Annotated in this window: 12 protein-coding genes; 8 read left to right on the forward strand and 4 right to left on the reverse strand. The window is 71.0% G+C overall.

Going from position 1 to position 17,805, the window contains the following annotated elements:
- Together AOK24_RS13825 and AOK24_RS13830 are read left to right on the forward strand one after the other, a co-directional pair.
- Positions 1-788 (forward strand): helix-turn-helix domain-containing protein (locus tag AOK24_RS13825; protein WP_055720359.1); only part of this gene is annotated, 788 nt, incomplete at its 5' end.
- Positions 789-885: 97 nt separating this feature from the next.
- A complete protein-coding gene (locus AOK24_RS13830; protein ID WP_055720360.1) occupies positions 886-1,329 on the forward strand; it encodes an SsgA family sporulation/cell division regulator in 444 nt (147 codons plus the stop codon).
- A 158-nt stretch (positions 1,330-1,487) separates the two neighbouring features.
- Here the strand turns inward: AOK24_RS13830 and AOK24_RS13835 are convergent, their stop codons facing one another.
- A complete protein-coding gene (locus AOK24_RS13835) occupies positions 1,488-2,999 on the reverse strand; it encodes a YibE/F family protein (RefSeq protein ID WP_055720369.1) in 1,512 nt (503 codons plus the stop codon).
- A gap of 808 nt (positions 3,000-3,807) precedes the next feature.
- Between AOK24_RS13835 and thiC the strand changes: the two genes are divergently transcribed.
- Positions 3,808-5,607 carry a phosphomethylpyrimidine synthase ThiC gene (gene thiC, locus AOK24_RS13840; RefSeq protein WP_055720361.1) on the forward strand — a complete coding sequence of 600 codons (1,800 nt, stop codon included), beginning with the start codon at positions 3,808-3,810 and terminating at the stop codon, positions 5,605-5,607.
- Positions 5,608-5,694: 87 nt separating this feature from the next.
- Positions 5,695-6,672, forward strand: a complete 978-nt coding sequence (locus AOK24_RS13845; RefSeq protein WP_055720362.1) for a WD40 repeat domain-containing protein — start codon at positions 5,695-5,697, stop codon at positions 6,670-6,672.
- Between the two features lie 148 nt (positions 6,673-6,820).
- Here the strand turns inward: AOK24_RS13845 and AOK24_RS13850 are convergent, their stop codons facing one another.
- From AOK24_RS13850 to AOK24_RS13860, 3 genes are all read right to left on the reverse strand, one after another.
- Complete coding sequence (locus tag AOK24_RS13850; RefSeq protein ID WP_055720363.1) at positions 6,821-7,675, reverse strand: ABC transporter permease; 855 nt, start codon at positions 7,673-7,675, stop codon at positions 6,821-6,823.
- 156 nt (positions 7,676-7,831) lie between these two features.
- Complete coding sequence (locus tag AOK24_RS13855) at positions 7,832-8,938, reverse strand: metallophosphoesterase (protein WP_055720364.1); 1,107 nt, start codon at positions 8,936-8,938, stop codon at positions 7,832-7,834.
- Between the two features lie 217 nt (positions 8,939-9,155).
- On the reverse strand, positions 9,156-10,268 hold the full coding sequence (locus AOK24_RS13860) for a LacI family DNA-binding transcriptional regulator (RefSeq protein WP_079056804.1): 1,113 nt from the start codon (positions 10,266-10,268) through the stop codon (positions 9,156-9,158).
- 399 nt (positions 10,269-10,667) lie between these two features.
- Here AOK24_RS13860 and hisC point away from each other — a divergent pair, with 399 nt between their 5' ends.
- The 4 genes from hisC to cydD form a co-directional block, all read left to right on the forward strand.
- On the forward strand, positions 10,668-11,744 hold the full coding sequence (gene hisC / locus AOK24_RS13865) for a histidinol-phosphate transaminase (protein WP_055720366.1): 1,077 nt from the start codon (positions 10,668-10,670) through the stop codon (positions 11,742-11,744).
- Between the two features lie 203 nt (positions 11,745-11,947).
- Positions 11,948-13,456 carry a cytochrome ubiquinol oxidase subunit I gene (locus AOK24_RS13870; protein ID WP_055720367.1) on the forward strand — a complete coding sequence of 503 codons (1,509 nt, stop codon included), beginning with the start codon at positions 11,948-11,950 and terminating at the stop codon, positions 13,454-13,456.
- Positions 13,457-13,476: 20 nt separating this feature from the next.
- Positions 13,477-14,478 carry a cytochrome d ubiquinol oxidase subunit II gene (gene cydB, locus AOK24_RS13875; protein ID WP_055720368.1) on the forward strand — a complete coding sequence of 334 codons (1,002 nt, stop codon included), beginning with the start codon at positions 13,477-13,479 and terminating at the stop codon, positions 14,476-14,478.
- Positions 14,479-14,570: 92 nt separating this feature from the next.
- Positions 14,571-17,805: thiol reductant ABC exporter subunit CydD (gene cydD / locus AOK24_RS13880; RefSeq protein ID WP_055720370.1), on the forward strand; the 3,235-nt coding region annotated here is incomplete at its 3' end.

The following is a 17,805-nucleotide window of genomic DNA, read 5'->3' on the forward strand; positions in this document are numbered from 1 at the left end:
GACCACGGGCCGCCCCCGCGGCCGTCCCCGCTCAGCCGCACTCCACGGCCACCCTCATCGGCTCGGTCCAGCGCGCGATGCGCCTCCTGGAGAGCGTCGCGGGACACGCGTACGGCGCTCCCGCCAAGCAGCTCGCCCGGGAGACGGGCCTCGCCCTCCCCACCGCCTACCACCTGCTGCGCACCCTCGTCCACGAGGGCTATCTACGGCGCGACAAGGGCCTGTTCTTCCTCGGCGAGGCGGCCGAGCGGCTGGCCTCGGCGGGGGCCGCGCAGAAACGTCGCAGCACACTCGTCGACACGCTCGCGCAGTGGCGGGACGCCGTCGGGGCGCCCGTCTACTACGCCGTGTACCGCGACGGCGAGATCGAGACGCTGTACGTCGCCGACACGCCGGAGTCGCCCGCGGTCGAGCAGTGGGCCGACTTCCGGGAGACCGGGCACGCGCACGCGATCGGGAAGTGCCTGCTGGCGCAGCTCGACGACGGGGCCAGGCGCGATCATCTCGACCGGTATCCCGCGAGCGCCCTCACGCCGTACACCGTCCGCGACAGCCACAGTCTGCTGCGCCGGCTCTCCGGGGCGCGGCGCGAGGCGGTGACCGAGCGTCAGGAGTATCTGCTGGGGACGGTCTGCGCGGCCCTGCCGATCACCGTGGGGGCGACCGCCGCGACCGTCGCGCTGTCCCTGCCGGTGCGGCAGGCCGAGCGGCTGCTGCCCGCCGTGCGGCTGCTGGAGCGTGAGGTGGGGCGTGCGGTGGGGGCGCTCGCGCTCTCTATCAGCATCTGAAAAATTACTGCTTGTGACGCCGTGTGCACGTTCAGCAAGATGCGTTGGAGTCATAGGTACATTCCCGGCCAGTCGACGGCACAGACGGGGTAAGGCGATGCGCGAGTCCGTACAGACAGTTCAGGCAGAGGTCATGATGAGTTTCCTCGTCTCCGAGGAGCTCTCCTTCCGGATCCCGGTGGAGCTGGAGTACGAGTCGGACGACCCGTACGCCGTCCGGCTCACCTTCCATCTTCCCGGGGACGCGCCGGTGACCTGGACGTTCGGCCGCGAACTCCTCGTCGACGGCGTGGGGCGCCCCTGCGGCGAGGGCGATGTCCGGGTCGCCCCCACGGACCCCGAGTCCCTCGGCGAGGTCCTCATCCGCCTCCAGGTGGGCGCCGACCAGGCCGTCTTCCGCTCCTCGGCGGCCCCCCTGATCGCCTTCCTCGACCGCACGGACCGGGTGGTCCCGCTGGGCCAGGAGGGCGCGTTCGCGGACTTCGATGCGCATCTGGACGAGGCGCTGGGGCGGATCCTGGCGGAGGAGAGCGCGGGGTGAGGGTGGCCGCGCGAAGGGGTTGGGGGAAACGCTTCAGCGCTTCTGACTGAGGTGCAGGAACGGTTCTGCAACTGCTGTGGGCGGTGGGATGCGGGCGGTGGGCGTACGCGGATTGAGGATGCTGATACGCCCGACTGCCCACCGCCCGCAGCGCGCCGTCAGTGCTTGCGGCGGCGCCGGCCACCCTTCGCCGGTGCGGGAGCCTTTGCCGGTGCGGGAGACGTGCCCTGTGGTGCCGCCGTCGCGGGCGTCTTCGCGTCCGGGCGGTCCGCCGAGACGACCAGGGCCGCCAGGGCCGTGGTGACCGGGACCGAGGCGACCAGGCCGATCGAGCCGACCAGGGTGCGGACGATCTCCTCCGCCACCAGTTCGCTGTTGGCCACCGTGCCGACGCCGCTGTCGGCGATGGAGAAGAGGAGCAGCAGGGGGAGGGCGGCGCCCGCGTACGCGAGGACGAGGGTGTTGACGACCGAGGCGATGTGGTCGCGGCCGATGCGGATGCCAGCCCGGTACAGGCCGCGCCAGCCCATCGCGGGGTTCGCCTCGTGGAGTTCCCAGACCGCCGACGTCTGCGTGACCGTCACGTCGTCCAGGACACCCAGCGAGCCGATGATGATGCCCGCGAGGAGCAGGCCGCTCATGTCGATCGACGGGTACAGGCCGTGGATGAGGCCGGTGTTGTCGTCCGTGTTGCCCGTGAGCGCGGCCCAGCTGTTGAACAGCGAGCCGAGGACGCCGATCAGCAGCAGCGAGATCAGCGTGCCGAGGACGGCGACGGAGGTCCGTGCCGAGAGGCCGTGGCACAGATAGAGGGCGATCAGCATGATCGCGCTGGCCCCGACCACGGCCACGACCAGCGGGTTCGAGCCCTGGAGGATCGCCGGCAGGATGAAGAAGTTCAGGATCATGAAGCTGATCGCCAGCGCGACCAGCGCCATGACGCCGCGCAGCCGTCCGACGACCACGACCGCGATCGCGAAGATCCCGGCGAGCAGCGCCATCGGGAAGCGCCGGTTGATGTCCGCGACGGAGTACTGGAGGTCCTTCGGCGCGGACGGCTCGTACGCGACGACGACCTTCTGACCCTGCTTCAGCTGCCGCGACTGGTCGGGCTGGATGATCTCCGCGAACGTCCGGCCCTTGTCGCTGCCCGTGTCCACCCGGATCGTCGCCCGCTTGCAGGTCCCGCCCGCCTGCTGCACCGCCGAGGACCCCTCGGCGGTCGAGGTGTCACCGGTCGGCGGCACCCCCGACGCGTTGACGGACGCGCAGCTCAGCTTCTCGACCTTCGTGACCGTCGCCTGCTGCGTCTGCCGGTCGAACCCGACCCCGGTCCGCTCGTGCGGCGGAGCGCCACCGGGCCACAGCACCGCGAGCCCCACGACCACGGCCGCGGCGAAGGGGATCAGGATCGCGCCGATGACCTTGCGGAGGTGCCGGGAGACGGGGGCGGCGGGGCCATGGCTGTGACTGTGCGAGTGGCCGCCGCCATGGCCCCCGCCGTGCCCACCGCCGTGCGCGTCACCGTGCCCACCGCCGTGCCCGGCATCGGGAGGGCCGCCGTGGGAGTGTTCGTCGGAGCCAGGCCCTGTGCTGTGCTGCCCGCCCTGGTGGGCGTGGCCCTCGTGCCCGGGAACGCGGGGGACAGGCCCGCTGTCGTGCGCGGACATCTGCGGCACGGGCCCGCTGTCGTACGGCGAGACCTGGGGCACAGGCCCGCTGTCGTGCGGAGGCGTCCGAGGGCCAGGACCGCTCCTGCCGGCCTCGGGTACGGGCCCGCTGCCGTACGGGGACATCCGAGGACCGGGCCCGCCCACCTGCGGCACGGGCCCGCTGTCGTGCGTCGGCACCCTCGGCACCGGACCGCTCTCGTGCCCCGGGCGCCCCACCTGCGGCGTGGGCCCCGTGTCCTCGGGGCGCAGGCTCGGGCCGACGCCGTAGCCGTAACCCTGGGGCGGGGTGGTGCCGGGGCCCTGCTCCCCCGTACGCCGGAAGTCCGGCGGCCTGGGGGCCGCGCCCCGGCGCTGGAGTGAGCCGAGCCGGTTGCCGGGGCGGTTGCCGGAGGGCGCGGGGCCGCGTTCGGGAACGCCGCCGCCCTCACCCGGCGCGGGACCGGGGCCCAGCCTCGACGCGGAGCCGTCGGCAGGGCCCGCGCCCTCACCCCCGTACCCGTCCCGGGACGGCTCGGGAGGCGGGGGGAACGGGGAGCGGGGTGTCGTGGTCACCGACCGATCATCGCAAGAACGGCAGAGGCCCACTGTTCACCGCGCCACAAATACCGCTAGCGTGGAGGCACCTTTGCACACGCGGGAGCTCGGAGCACCGGGCTGAGAGGGCGCTGACCTTCGTCTTCGCGGTGTTTCACGTGAAACGTCACCGAGTTCGAGTGATGTTTCACATGAAACATCGGCAGACGGAAGCGGCTGCGTCGACCGCTGAACCTGTTACCGGGTAATGCCGGCGTAGGGAGTAGGTCTCATGACCATCAAGGACGCACGCACGCCTGCCTCCACGCAGAACGCGGCCAGCACGGACGCGGCTGACCAGGAGGCCGGGAAGTCCATCGGCTGGCACAAGGCGTACGTCGAGGGCTCGCGCCCCGATCTGCGGGTGCCGGTCCGTCAGGTGCACCTGACCAACGGGCAGTCGGTCACCCTGTACGACACCTCGGGCCCGTACACCGACCCGTCCGAGCAGACGGACGTCCGCCGGGGCCTGTCCCCCCTGCGGGAGAACTGGATCGTCGCCCGGGGCGACACCGAGGAGTACGCGGGCCGTCCGGTCCGCCCCGAGGACGACGGGATCAAGCACACCTCGCCGCGCGGCGGCCTGCGGAACCTGGACGCGGTCTTCCCGGGCCGCCCGCGGCTGCCGCGCCGCAGCCGGGACGGGCGTGCGGTGACGCAATTGGCGTACGCGCGCCGGGGCGAGGTCACGCCGGAGATGGAGTACGTGGCGATCCGGGAGAACGTCGACCCCGAGGTCGTCCGCGAGGAGATCGCGGCGGGGCGGGCCGTCCTGCCGGCCAACGTCAACCACCCCGAGATCGAGCCGATGATCATCGGGAAGCGGTTCCTGGTGAAGGTCAACGCGAACATCGGGAACTCGGCGGTGACGTCCTCCATCGAGGAGGAGGTCGAGAAGATGACCTGGGCGACCCGCTGGGGCGCCGACACGGTCATGGACCTCTCGACCGGCCGCAACATCCACACCACCCGGGAGTGGGTGCTGCGCAACTCCCCCGTCCCCATCGGCACGGTGCCGCTCTACCAGGCGCTGGAGAAGGTCGACGGCCGGGCCGAGGAGCTGACCTGGGAGATCTACAAGGACACGGTGATCGAACAGGCCGAGCAGGGCGTGGACTACATGACGGTCCACGCGGGCGTGCGGCTGCCGTTCGTCCCGCTCACCGCGAACCGCAAGACCGGCATCGTCTCGCGCGGCGGCTCGATCATGGCGGCCTGGTGCCTCGCGCACCACAAGGAGTCGTTCCTGTACGAGAACTTCGAGGAACTCTGCGAGATCCTCGCCGCGTACGACGTCACGTACTCGCTGGGCGACGGCCTGCGGCCCGGCTCCATCGCGGACGCCAACGACGAGGCGCAGTTCGCTGAGCTGCGCACGCTCGGGGAACTCAACCGGATCGCCAAGCGCCACGACGTACAGACGATGATCGAGGGCCCCGGGCATGTCCCGATGCACAAGATCAAGGAGAACATCGACCTCCAGCAGGAGATCTGCGAGGAGGCGCCGTTCTACACGCTCGGCCCGCTGACGACCGACGTCGCGCCCGCGTACGACCACATCACCTCCGGGATCGGCGCCGCGATGATCGCCTGGTGGGGGACGGCGATGCTCTGCTACGTCACGCCGAAGGAGCACCTCGGCCTGCCCAACCGCGACGACGTCAAGACCGGCGTCATCACCTACAAGATCGCCGCCCACGCCGCCGACCTCGCCAAGGGCCACCCCGGCGCGCAGGACTGGGACGACGCCCTCTCCGACGCGCGCTTCGAGTTCCGCTGGGAGGACCAGTTCAACCTGGCCCTCGACCCCGACACGGCCCGCGCCTTCCACGACGAGACCCTCCCGGCGGAGCCGGCCAAGACGGCCCACTTCTGCTCCATGTGCGGCCCGAAATTCTGCTCGATGAAGATCTCGCAGGACATCCGCCGTGAACACGGCGGCAGCCGCGCCGACATCGAGGCGGGCATGGCCCAGAAGTCGAAGGAGTTCGCGGCGAGCGGCAATCGCGTGTACCTGCCGCTGGCGGACTGAGGTCGGTAGATTGGCGCTGGCCCGGGGCCGGGGGCCTTCGGGCCGGCGCCATCGTGCGTTCGGGAATGAGATGGGGGCGGGGGATTCGTGATCGTTCTGAAGGTGACGGCCGAGGCGGAGTCGCTGGCGTGGGACGGCGATGATCTGGTCGATGCGGTGGGCGGCGGTCGCCGATGGGGTCCTGACGGCGTGGAGCGGCCTGCCCCGATCGTCCATGGGTTTTCCTTCGACCGGAGCGTCGTCTCCCCGTCCGGTCGCTACTCCGTGGTCTATACCGAGCGTGGTACGAAGGCGCTGCTGCTCGATGGTGACCAGTTCGTCCGTGAGCTGAACCGCAGCTACTACCAGGCCGAAGTCTTCGACTATCCGGTTGCGCTCGGGATGTTGCCGGACGGCCGTGAGGTTCTGGTCCACTGCCCGGACGACTACAACGTCCTTGAGATCGAGGACGCGGAGTCGGGAGAGTGGCTCACCGATGGCGAACGTCAGCCGAAGGACGTCTTCCACTCACGGCTGGCGGTGAGCCCGGGCGGGACACACCTGCTGTCGGCCGGCTGGCTGTGGCATCCCTACGGGATCGTCGAAGTCTTCGACCTGGCCGGCGCGTTGGCGGATCCCGCTGTGCTCGACGGCCGTGGCGTGCTGCCCTCGAACCCGGGCATCGACGAGGAGGTCGTCTCAGCCTGCTGGCTCGATGCCGACCGCCTGGCCGTGGCGACCGGCGGGGAGTTTCGCGACGGCAAGGAGACGCCTGCCCTGGGCCCACGGCAGTTGGGTGTGTGGTCGCTCTCCGCAGGGCGGTGGATCCATCGCAACACGGTCGATTTCCCCATCGGCACCCTGATCGCGCGGGGCGACTCGGTCGTCTCGCTGTACGGGCACCCACGGCTGATCGACGTCACGACGGGTGCTGTGGTGGCGGAATGGCCCACCGTGAAGGTGCCCCAGAGAGACGGCAGCTACGGGGTCACGCACATTCCGACGCCCGTTGCCGCCCTGCACCCGGATGGCACTCGCCTGGCTGTGGCCCAGCCGGAGAGCATCGCGATCATCGCCCTTCCGTAGGGCATGGCCCAGAAGTCGAAGGAGTTCACGGCGGCCGGCAACCGGGTGTAACCGCCGATCGCGGACTGAGGGTGCTGTGAACTCCCGGTCCGCGCCTCCTGCGAGGGGGACGCGGACCGGGAGCCATCGGGGGGTTGCGGTCGGCGGGCTAGTCCGGCTGGTTGTCCGGGCCGCCGAAGTCCGGGCTGGTGTAGTCCGGGCTGGAGAAGCGTGGGCGGTGGCCGGGGTCGGGGCCGTCGTCGGGGCTGGTGAAGCCGGGGCGGTCGTAGCCGAGGTTCGGGAGGCGGCTCGGTGGAGGGGTGCGGGGGACCGTTGTCGCCGTCGGGCCTTGTTCGGCGCGTGCCTCGCGGAAGTACGGCAGGAAGCCGCGCTCCAGCAGGGCGGTCCGCCAGGCCTCCCGGGCCCGCTCGACCTCCTCCGCCTGTTCGTTGTACGGCCCCGCCTCCAGCGCGGGCCGGTTGCGCAGCGCGGTGAGCAGCAGCCCGACGGTGGCGACGAGGATCGCCAGCGCCGTGACCACCCCGAACACCCAGCCCGCCGTGACCAGCGCGTCGGCGAACGCCGGGGCCGGGTCGAGCGCCTTGAGGAGGTAGCCGACGAGCAGGAAGATCACCGCGGCGGTCCCGGCGAGGACCGGCGTGAGGACGGCGGCGACGGCGACGGCCCCCGCCCCGGCGGGCTCGACGGCGACCTCCCCCAGGCCGGCCGCGATCCCCGCACCCCCGCTCGCGGTGTCCCCGGACTCGCGGGCAGAGGAGGACGGCGCCGGGTGGCGCAGTTCCTCGCGGACCTTCACGTAGTGCTGGTACTCGGTCGCCGCGGCGGCCGTGATGAACGCGGTGGCGCCCAGCGCCATCGTGCGCAGCTGTTCCGGGTTGAGGCGCCGGCCAGCACCGGCCAGTTCCGGGTGGTGTGGGGCGGAGCGCAGCGCCTCGTCGAGGATCCGCTCGTACTCCTGGCGGTCCTCACTGTGCAGGTGCTGCGGAACGCTGTTCATGTGCATCCCCCGATGCTCCGTAGGGCTTGGGGCTCGCATGCCAACGAGCCGTCGGGCAGAAACGGAGGGGAGCCTGCTACGGATAAGCCGATGGTAGAGCGGCGACGGCTCAAGGTGACAGGGGGTTTGCGGAAATTGGACCCGCGCCCGTGCCGCCGGCGATCAGTCCTCCATGCCGGTCGCCTGCCCGGTGGACGTCCGATTATCCATGGGCAGCTGCTGGACCAGCAGCTTTCCGGCCATGGTCACTCCGCCGTCCATCGCGATGGCGAGTCCCTCCGCGTAGATGTGCGGTCCCTTGACGTTCGGGCCGGTGTCGTCGTCGGGGTCCTCGGAGCCGACTTCGCCCAGCAGATAGGGAATCGGGCTGTGCCCGTGAACGATCAGGGTGCCCCCGTACGTATCGAGGAGGGCGCGGACGGCGTCGGCGCCGCCCTCGTCGCGGAAGGAGAAGCGCTTGGTGAACTTGCGGAAGAGATCCCACACCTCGTCCGCGTCGTTGCGGGTGAGGGCCTCGCGGACGTTGTCGTTGACGGCCTCGATCGAGTCGCCGTAGTCGAGATAGGCGGTCGTGTCGGAGTGGACGAGCAGATGGCCGTCGACCTCCTCGATCGCGTCGAGGCGCGCCATCCACTGGAGGTGGTGGTCCTGGAGGCGGTCCATGTCGGACTTCTGGCCGCCGTTGAGCAGCCAGGCCGCCTGGAAGGTGGCGGTGCCGGCCCCGGAGTTGACGGGGGTGTCGCCGAACCGCTTGGCGCCCAGCAGGAGGAGTTCGTGGTTGCCCATCAGGGCCTTGCAGTAGCCGCCCGCCGCCGCCGCCTCCGCCGACAGCCGCATGACCAGGTCGATCACGCCGATGCCGTCGGGCCCGCGGTCGGTGAAGTCGCCGAGGAACCACAGCCGCGCGTTGCCCGCGCACCACTGTCCGGCCTCGTCGATGAGGCCCTTCTCCCGCAGCGCGGAGTGCAGTTCGTCGAGGTAGCCGTGCACGTCGCCGACGACGAACAGCGGCCCGGGCCCGTCCGTGGAGGCGGAAGCCACGGGTTCCACCGTCGGCATCCGCAGCGTGTCACCCCGGTTGACGACCGGCAGGTCGCGCTGGGTCGGCGTGTACCCCTCGGGGTACGCCTGCTCGTCGGCCGGTACGGCGTCGCCGGGATGCCCGGCGTGGTCGTACGGACCGGTCTCATGGACGTACGCGGGCACCCGGAAGTCGCGCAACGTCGCCGTCCGTTCCGCTTCGGGTCCCTGACCGGCCCCCTGAGTCATCAGACCCCTCCACCATCGCGCCGCATCTGCACCGCTTCGGACTGCCTGGTCGCAGCGGCCCGCGGTGTCGTGGGCCCATCATAGGAATGCGGATCGGGCCATGTGATGACCCAGGGGTGGTGAATCGGTTCGGGCGCGCGCCGGTGCGTGGCATTCGCCCCGATTGACCCGTGCTTGGCCGCCGTACGGGTGCTCCCGCCCACCGCACGACGGCCGGCTACTTCCCCTCGGGCGTGCGCGGCGGGCTCACCGTGGTGCGCGGCGGGCGGCGTTGCGAGGAGGTGCGGATGAAGAGTTCCGTCGGTATCACCTGCTCGACCGGCTGGTCCGATTCGACGCCCTCGATCGCGTCGATGAGGAGCTGGACGACCGCGGTGCCGATCCGGCGCGGTTTCAGTGAGAGCGTGGTGATGGGGGGTTCGGTGCTCGCGTACACCGTGGACTCGCTACAGCACACGAGGAGCAGGTCCTCGGGGACGCGCAGGCCGTAGCGGCGGGCGGCGGCGAGCAGGTCCGTGCCGTTCGGGTCGAAGAGGCCGTACACGGCGTCGGGCCGGTCGGGCCGGGCGAGCAGCCGGTCGGCGGCGACGGCTCCCGCGCAGGGATCGTGCGCCGGGTAGGCCTCGTACACCGGATCCTGTCCGACCCGCTCGCACCAGTGCAGGTACGCGGTCGTCGACAGGTGCGTGTACGTGTCGGTCGTGGTCCCCGTGAGCAGCCCGATCCGGCGCGCCCCGGCGTCGGCGAGGTGGTCGAGGATGTCCAGTACGGCGGCCTCGTGGTCGTTGTCGACCCACGCGGTGACCGGCAGCGGACCGGAGGGGCGGCCGTCGGAGACGACGGGTAAACCCTGCCGGACGAGCTCGCCGACCACCGGGTCCTGGTCGGAGGGGTCGATGACGACCGTGCCGTCCAGGGCGACGTTCGACCACACGTCGTGGCGCGAGGTCGCCGGGAGGATGACGAGGGCGTAGCCGCGGGCGAGCGCGGCGGAGGTGGCGGCTCTGGCCATCTCGGCGAAGTACGCGAACTCGGTGAAGGTGAAAGGTTCATCCCCGTACGTGGTGACGGTCAGTCCGATCAGTCCGGACTTGCCCGTACGGAGCGTGCGGGCCGCGGCCGACGGGCGGTAGCCCAGCCGGTCGGCGACCTCGCGGACGTGGCGTCGGGTGGCATCAGGGAGCCTGCCCTTGCCGTTCAGGGCGTCGGAGACGGTCGTGATGGATACTCCGGCGGCGGCGGCCACGTCCCTGATGCCCGCTCGGCCCGGCCGGCTGCCTCGGCGTGAGGTTTCCGCGCGGCTCACCTGGTGCTTCCCTGCTGCTGTCATGGCGTGCCGATAGTAGGGCTCATGAGGCGGGGTAGGGCGGACGCATATGCACTCATCGACAGGCACGTTTCTGCAAGGTCAACATCCATAAGTACTTGAGAAACAAAGTCAGTTGGCCGTTCGGGCAGCACTACTTGTGGCATCGGCGCTGATGCGCCTGGCGAGGCGCCGATGTCTCGAAGAGGTCTCAACTCACCTGCACGAGGGATGCGCGCCACGGCGCGTGCTACCGGCGCATAGATATATGTACGTCGCGCCCCCTGTTTCGGGGCCTTCGTACGGTGTTGCCCCTGATGCGCGTGTGACGAACCAGGTCCGTACGGCCGCTGACGTGCACGTGCCGAATCCTCATAAGGTGAGGAGAATTGAGTACCGGCGCCGGTCGCGAGGAGGACTGTGGTGAGCGAGACGAACCCCAAGCTGCGGGTCGAGCTGGAGGGCATCCCCACCTACAAGCCGGGCAGGCCGGCCGCCGAGGGCGGGCCGGTGGCCTACAAGCTGTCCTCCAACGAGAACCCGTACCCGCCGCTCCCCGGCGTCCTGGAGACCGTCACGGCCGCCGCCTCGTCGTTCAACCGCTACCCGGACATGGCGTGTACGGCGCTGACGGCCGAACTGGCCGACCGCTTCGGCGTCCCCGTCTCCCACCTCGCCACCGGCACCGGCTCGGTCGGCGTCGCCCAGCAGCTCCTCCAGGCGACCTCGGGCCCCGGCGACGAGGTGATCTACGCCTGGCGCTCCTTCGAGGCGTACCCGATCATCACGCAGATCAGCGGCGCCACCTCCGTCCAGGTCCCGCTCGCCCCCGGCGACGTCCACGACCTCGACGCGATGTACGAGGCGATCACCGACCGCACCCGCCTGATCTTCGTCTGCAACCCCAACAACCCGACGGGTACGGCCGTGCGGCGGGCCGAGCTGGAGCGGTTCCTGGACCGGGTGCCGGGCGACGTCCTGGTCGTCCTGGACGAGGCGTACCGCGAGTTCGTGCGCGACGCCGACGTCCCCGACGGCGTCGAGCTGTACCGCGACCGTCCCAACGTCTGCGTGCTGCGCACGTTCTCCAAGGCGTACGGCCTCGCCGGGCTGCGCGTCGGTTTCGCCATCGCCCACGAGCCCGTCGCCGCCGCGCTGCGCAAGACGGCGGTGCCCTTCGGCGTCACGCAGCTCGCCCAGGACGCCGCCGTCGCCTCCCTGCGCGCGGAGGACGAACTCCTGGGCCGGGTCGGGTCGCTGGTCTCCGAGCGGGCCCGCGTGCTCGCCGCGCTGCGCACCCAGGGCTGGACCGTCCCCGACTCCCAGGCCAACTTCGTCTGGCTCGGGCTGGGGGAGCGGACGGCGGAGTTCGCCGCCGTGTGCGAGCGGGCCGGGGTCGTCGTGCGGCCGTTCCCCGAGGGGGCGCGGGTGACGATCGGGGAGACCGAGGCGAACGACATCTTCCTGAAGGTGACCGAGGGGTTCATCAAGGAGAGTTGAGCCCCTTCGGGGGTGCGTGACCGTATCTGCCGGGGGGTCTGTGACCTATCAGACCCCCCCTCCCGTCCAGTCTCGAACAGCCATGCGCCATAATTGCTTGTGAATGTGAACGCGTTCACAAGCGTGTCCCAGTTGCTCCACTGTTGTGTGTGACATACGGGGCAAACTGCCGCAGTACCACGGCACGTAAGGAGACTGACGACGTGGAAATGGCCCTGGCGCCGGAGACACTGGCGCGCTGGCAGTTCGGCATCACGACCGTCTACCACTTCCTCTTCGTCCCCCTGACGATCTCGCTCGCGGCGCTCACCGCCGGGCTGGAGACCGCATGGGTGCGGACCGGCAAGGAGAAGTACCTCAGGGCGACGAAGTTCTGGGGCAAGCTCTTCCTGATCAACATCGCGATGGGCGTCGTCACCGGCATCGTGCAGGAGTTCCAGTTCGGCATGAACTGGTCCGACTACTCGCGCTTCGTCGGCGACGTCTTCGGCGCCCCCCTCGCCTTCGAGGCCCTGATCGCCTTCTTCTTCGAGTCCACCTTCATCGGCCTGTGGATCTTCGGCTGGGACAAGCTCCCGAAGAAGATCCACGTCGCCTGCATGTGGATGGTCTCGATCGGCACGATCCTGTCGGCCTACTTCATCCTCGCCGCCAACTCCTGGATGCAGCACCCGGTCGGCTACAAGATCAACGAGGCCAAGGGCCGCGCCGAACTCACCGACTTCTGGCTCGTCCTGACCCAGAACACCGCACTCGCCCAGGCCTTCCACACGCTCACGGCCGCGTTCCTCACCGGCGGCGCGTTCATGGTCGGCATCTCCGCCTTCCACCTGGTCCGCAGGCGGCACATCGTCGAGATGAGGACGACCCTCAGGCTCGGCCTCATCACCGTCGTCATCGCCGGCCTGCTCACCGCGATCAGCGGCGACACCCTCGGCAAGGTCATGTTCAAGCAGCAGCCGATGAAGATGGCCGCCGCCGAGGCCCTCTGGGACGGCGAGGCGCCCGCGCCGTTCTCCGTCTTCGCCTACGGGGACGTCGAGAAGGGCCACAACAAGGTGGCCATAGAGATCCCGGGCCTGCTGTCCTTCCTCGCGAACGACGACTTCACCTCGCACGTCCCCGGCATCAACGACGTCAACAAGGCCGAGCAGGAGAAGTTCGGCCCCGGCGACTACCGCCCCAACATCCCGGTCGCCTACTGGGGCTTCCGCTGGATGATCGGCTTCGGCATGACCTCGCTCGCGATCGGCATGCTCGGACTGTGGCTGACCCGCAAGAAGTTCATGCTCCCCGAGCACCTGAGGACCGGTGAGGACGAGGTGCCGAACCTGGTCCTCTTCCGCAAGAAGGCGCTCGGCCCCCAGCTCACCACCTGGTACTGGCGCCTGGCGATCTGGACCCTGGCCTTCCCGCTGATCGCCAACTCCTGGGGCTGGATCTTCACCGAGATGGGCCGTCAGCCCTGGGTCGTCTACGGCATCTTCCAGACCCGCGACGCGGTCTCCCCCGGCGTCTCCCAGGCCGAGGTGCTCACCTCGATGATCGCCTTCACCACGCTGTACGCGATCCTCGCCGTCGTCGAGGTCAAGCTCCTCGCGAAGTACGTGAAGGCGGGCCCGCCGGAGCTGACCGAGGCCGACCTCAACCCGCCCACGAAGATCGGCGGCGAGGCGCGTGACGCCGACAAGCCGATGGCCTTCTCGTACTAGGCCGAGGGAGCTGCACCGTCATGGAACTGCACGACGTCTGGTTCGTCCTGATCGCCGTCCTGTGGACCGGCTACTTCTTCCTGGAGGGCTTCGACTTCGGGGTCGGTGTCCTCACCAAGCTCCTCGCCCGCGACCGGGCCGAGAAGCGCGTCCTCATCAACACCATCGGCCCGGTCTGGGACGGCAACGAGGTCTGGCTCCTCAGCGCGGGTGGCGCGACCTTCGCGGCCTTCCCCGAGTGGTACGCCACCCTCTTCTCCGGCTTCTACCTGCCGCTGCTGCTCATCCTGCTCTGCCTCATCGTCCGGGGCGTCGCCTTCGAGTACCGCGCCAAGCGGCCCGAGGAGAACTGGCAGCGCAACTGGGAGCAGGCGATCTTCTGGTGCTCGCTGCTCCCCGCGTTCCTGTGGGGCGTCGCGTTCGGCAACATCGTCCACGGCGTGAAGATCGACCGGAACTTCGAGTACGTGGGCGGCTTCTGGGAGCTGCTCAACCCGTACGCCGTCCTCGGCGGGCTCGTCACGCTGAGCCTGTTCACCTTCCACGGCACGGTGTTCACGGCGCTCAAGACGGTCGGCGACATCCGGGAGCGGGCGCGGGCGCTGGCCCTCAAGGTCGGCCTCGTCACCGCCGTCCTCGCGCTGGCCTTCCTGGTCTGGACGCAGGCCGACAGCGGTGACGGCAAGAGCCTGGTCGCGCTGGTCGTCGCCGTCGTCGCCCTGGTCGCCGCGCTCCTCGCGAACCAGGCCGGGCGCGAGGGCTGGTCGTTCGCGCTCTCCGGCGTCACGATCGTGGCCGCCGTGGCGATGCTCTTCCTGACGCTCTTCCCGAACGTCATGCCGTCGTCGCTGAACCCGGAGTGGAGCCTCACCGTCACGAACGCCTCGTCGAGCCCGTACACGCTGAAGATCATGACGTGGTGCGCGGTGATCGCCACGCCGGTGGTGATGCTCTATCAGGGGTGGACGTACTGGGTGTTCCGCAAGCGGATCGGTACGCAGCACATCGCTGAAGCGCACTGAGTCGGTCGCCGGGCATGTTTCACGTGAAACGTCCGAGTTGTTTCACGTGAAACATGCCCTCCAGAAGTCCCCTTGAAGAGGGTGTGTTTCACGTGAAACCAATCGATCCGCGTCTGCTCCGGTACGCCCGTGCCACCCGGCTGTTCATGGCGTTGGTCGTCGGGCTCGGTACCGTCGGCGCTCTCCTCGTCATCGCCCAGGCCATGCTCATCGCCGAGACCGTCGTCGGCGCCTTCCAGCACGGCCACTCGGTCGGTGACCTCCGTACCCCCCTGCTTCTGCTGGTGGCAGTCGCGGCCGGGCGCGCCCTGGTCTCCTGGCTCACCGAACTCGCCGCCCACCGCGCGAGCGCCGCCGTGAAGTCGGAGCTGCGGGGACGGCTGCTGGAGCGGGCGGGAGCGCTCGGCCCGGGGTGGCTCGGCGGGCAGCGGACCGGCTCGCTGATCGCCCTCGCGACCCGGGGTGTGGACGCCCTGGACGACTACTTCTCGCGCTATCTGCCTCAGTTGGGGCTCGCCGTCGTCGTCCCCGTCGCGGTGCTCGCGCGGATCGTGACCGAGGACTGGGTGTCGGCGGCGATCATCGTCGGGACGCTGCCGCTGATCCCGGTCTTCATGATGCTGATCGGGTGGGTCACGCAGTCCCGGATGGACCGTCAGTGGCGGCTGCTGTCGCGGCTGTCGGGGCACTTCCTGGACGTGGTCGCCGGGCTGCCGACGCTGAAGGTGTTCGGGCGGGCCAAGGCACAGGCCGAGTCGATCCGGAAGATCACCGGCGAGTACCGCCAGGCCACCGTGAAGACGCTGCGGATCGCCTTCCTCTCCTCCTTCGCGCTGGAGCTGCTGTCCACGATCTCGGTCGCGCTGGTCGCGGTGACGGTCGGGATGCGGCTCGTGCACGGCGAGATGGACCTCTACATCGGGCTGGTCATCCTGATCCTGGCCCCGGAGGCCTACCTCCCGCTGCGGCAGGTCGGCACGCAGTACCACGCGGCGGCCGAGGGCCTCGCCGCCGCCGAGGAGATCTTCGCGGTGCTGGAGGAGCCGGTCCCGGCGTCCGGCACGGCCGCCGTCCCGCAGGGCGCGATCACCGTCGACGGCGTGACCGTCCGCCACCCCGGCCGGGCCGTACCCGCCGTGGAGAACGCCTCGTTCACCGTCGAACCCGGCGAGACCGTCGCCCTGGTCGGCCCGAGCGGCGCCGGCAAGTCGACCCTCCTCGACGTCCTGCTCGGCTTCACCCGCCCCACCGAGGGCCAGGTCAGGATCGGCGGCGCCGACCTCACCGGCCTCGACCTGGAGGAGTGGCGCTCCCGGATCGCCTGGGTCCCCCAGCGACCGCACCTGTACGCCGCGACGATCGCGGAGAACGTCCGCCTCGCCCGCCCCGACGCCGACGACACGGCCGTACGCCGGGCCCTCGCCGACGCGGGCGCCCTGGAGTTCGTGGACGCGCTGCCCGGCGGGCTCGACACCGTGCTCGGCGAGGACGGTGCCGGGCTCTCCGCCGGGCAGCGGCAGCGGCTCGCCCTGGCGCGCGCGTTCCTCGCCGACCGGCCGGTGCTGCTGCTCGACGAGCCGACGGCCGCGCTGGACGGGGCGACCGAGGCGGAGGTCGTGGCGGCGGTCCGGCGGCTCGCGGAGGGGCGGACCGTGCTGCTCGTGGTGCACCGGCCCGCGCTGCTCGATGTGGCCGACCGGGTGGTGCGGGTCGCGGAGGCTCGGGGTGAGGGGGGTGTGGAGCGGACGCCGGGGGTGGACGTGCGCGAGGGCTCCTTCGAGGAGCGCGGCGTCACGCAGGCCGACTTCTTTGTGGTGGGGGAGGCTGAGAGGGCCGGGGCGGTCGAGGCGGCTGAGGGTTCCGAGGCGGCTCGGGATCGCAAGGGGCCTGTCGGGAAGGCGTCCGGCGAGGCTGTGACCAGGGCTGCGCGCGGCGGTGTGCTCGCGCGGGTGCGGGCCATGGCCGGACCCCGGCGGGGGCGGCTGCTGCTCGCGGCGCTTCTCGGGAGCCTCGCGCTCGGCAGCGCCGTCGGGCTCATGGCGACGTCCGGATGGCTCATCTCGCGGGCCTCGCAGCAACCCCCGGTGCTGTACCTGATGGTGGCCGTCACGGGGACGCGGGCGTTCGGGATCGGGCGGGCCGTGTTCCGGTACGCGGAGCGGCTCGTCTCGCACGACGCCGTGCTGCGGATGCTCGCCGACACGCGGGTGGCCGTCTACCGGCGCCTGGAGCGGCTCGCGCCCGCCGGACTGCGCGGGGCGCGGCGCGGGGACCTGCTGTCGCGGCTCGTCGCCGACGTGGACGCGCTCCAGGACTACTGGCTGCGCTGGCTGCTGCCGGTCGGGTCCGCCGTCGTCGTGGCGGCCGGGTCGGTCGCCTTCACCGCGTGGCTGCTCCCCGAGGCGGGCGCGGTCCTCGCCGCCGGGCTGCTCCTGGCCGGGGTGGGCGTGCCGCTGGTCACCGGCGCCGTCTCCCGGCGCGCCGAACGCCGGCTCGCGCCCGCGCGCGGAGTGCTGGCCACCCGGGTCGCCGACCTGCTCACCGGTACCGCCGAACTCACCGTCGCCGGCGCCCTGCGCCGCCGTACGGACGAGGCGCGGGCGGCCGACGGGGTGCTGACGCGGATCGCCTCGCGCGGGGCGGCGGCGACCGCGCTCGGGGACGGGCTGACCGCGCTGGTGTCCGGGCTGACCGCCGCGGCGGCGGCGCTGGTGGGGGCTCAGGGGGTCGGCTCCGGGCGGCTGGACGGCGTGTCGATGGCCGTCGTGGTGCTCACGCCGCTGGCCGCCTTCGAGGCGGTGCTCGGGCTGCCGCTCGCCGTGCAGTACCGGCAGCGGGTGCGCCGTAGCGCGGAGCGGGTGTACGAGGTGCTGGACTCCCCCGCGCCCGTCCGCGAGCCGGAGGAGCCCCGGCAGGCGCCGGCCACACCGTTCCCGCTGGCCCTCAAGGGGCTCACCGCGCGGTACGACGGACAGGGGCGCGCCGCCCTCGCCGGGGTCGACCTGACGCTCACCGAGGGCCGCCGGGTCGCCGTCGTCGGCCCTTCCGGTTCCGGGAAGACGACCCTCGCGCAGGCGCTGCTGCGGTTCCTGGACGCGGAGTCCGGGACGTACACGCTGGGCGGCGTCGACGCGTACGGGCTCGACGGGGACGACGTACGCGGGCTGGTCGGGCTCTGCGCGCAGGACGCCCACCTCTTCGACTCCACCGTCCGCGAGAACCTGCTGCTCGCGCGGAAGGGCGCGGACGAGGGCGAATTGCGCGAGGCGCTGCGGCGGGCGCGGCTCCTGGAGTGGGCCGACGCGCTGCCGGACGGCCTCGACACGC

The sequence above is a fragment of the Streptomyces niveiscabiei genome (assembly GCF_001419795.1).
GTDB lineage: Bacteria > Actinomycetota > Actinomycetes > Streptomycetales > Streptomycetaceae > Streptomyces > Streptomyces niveiscabiei.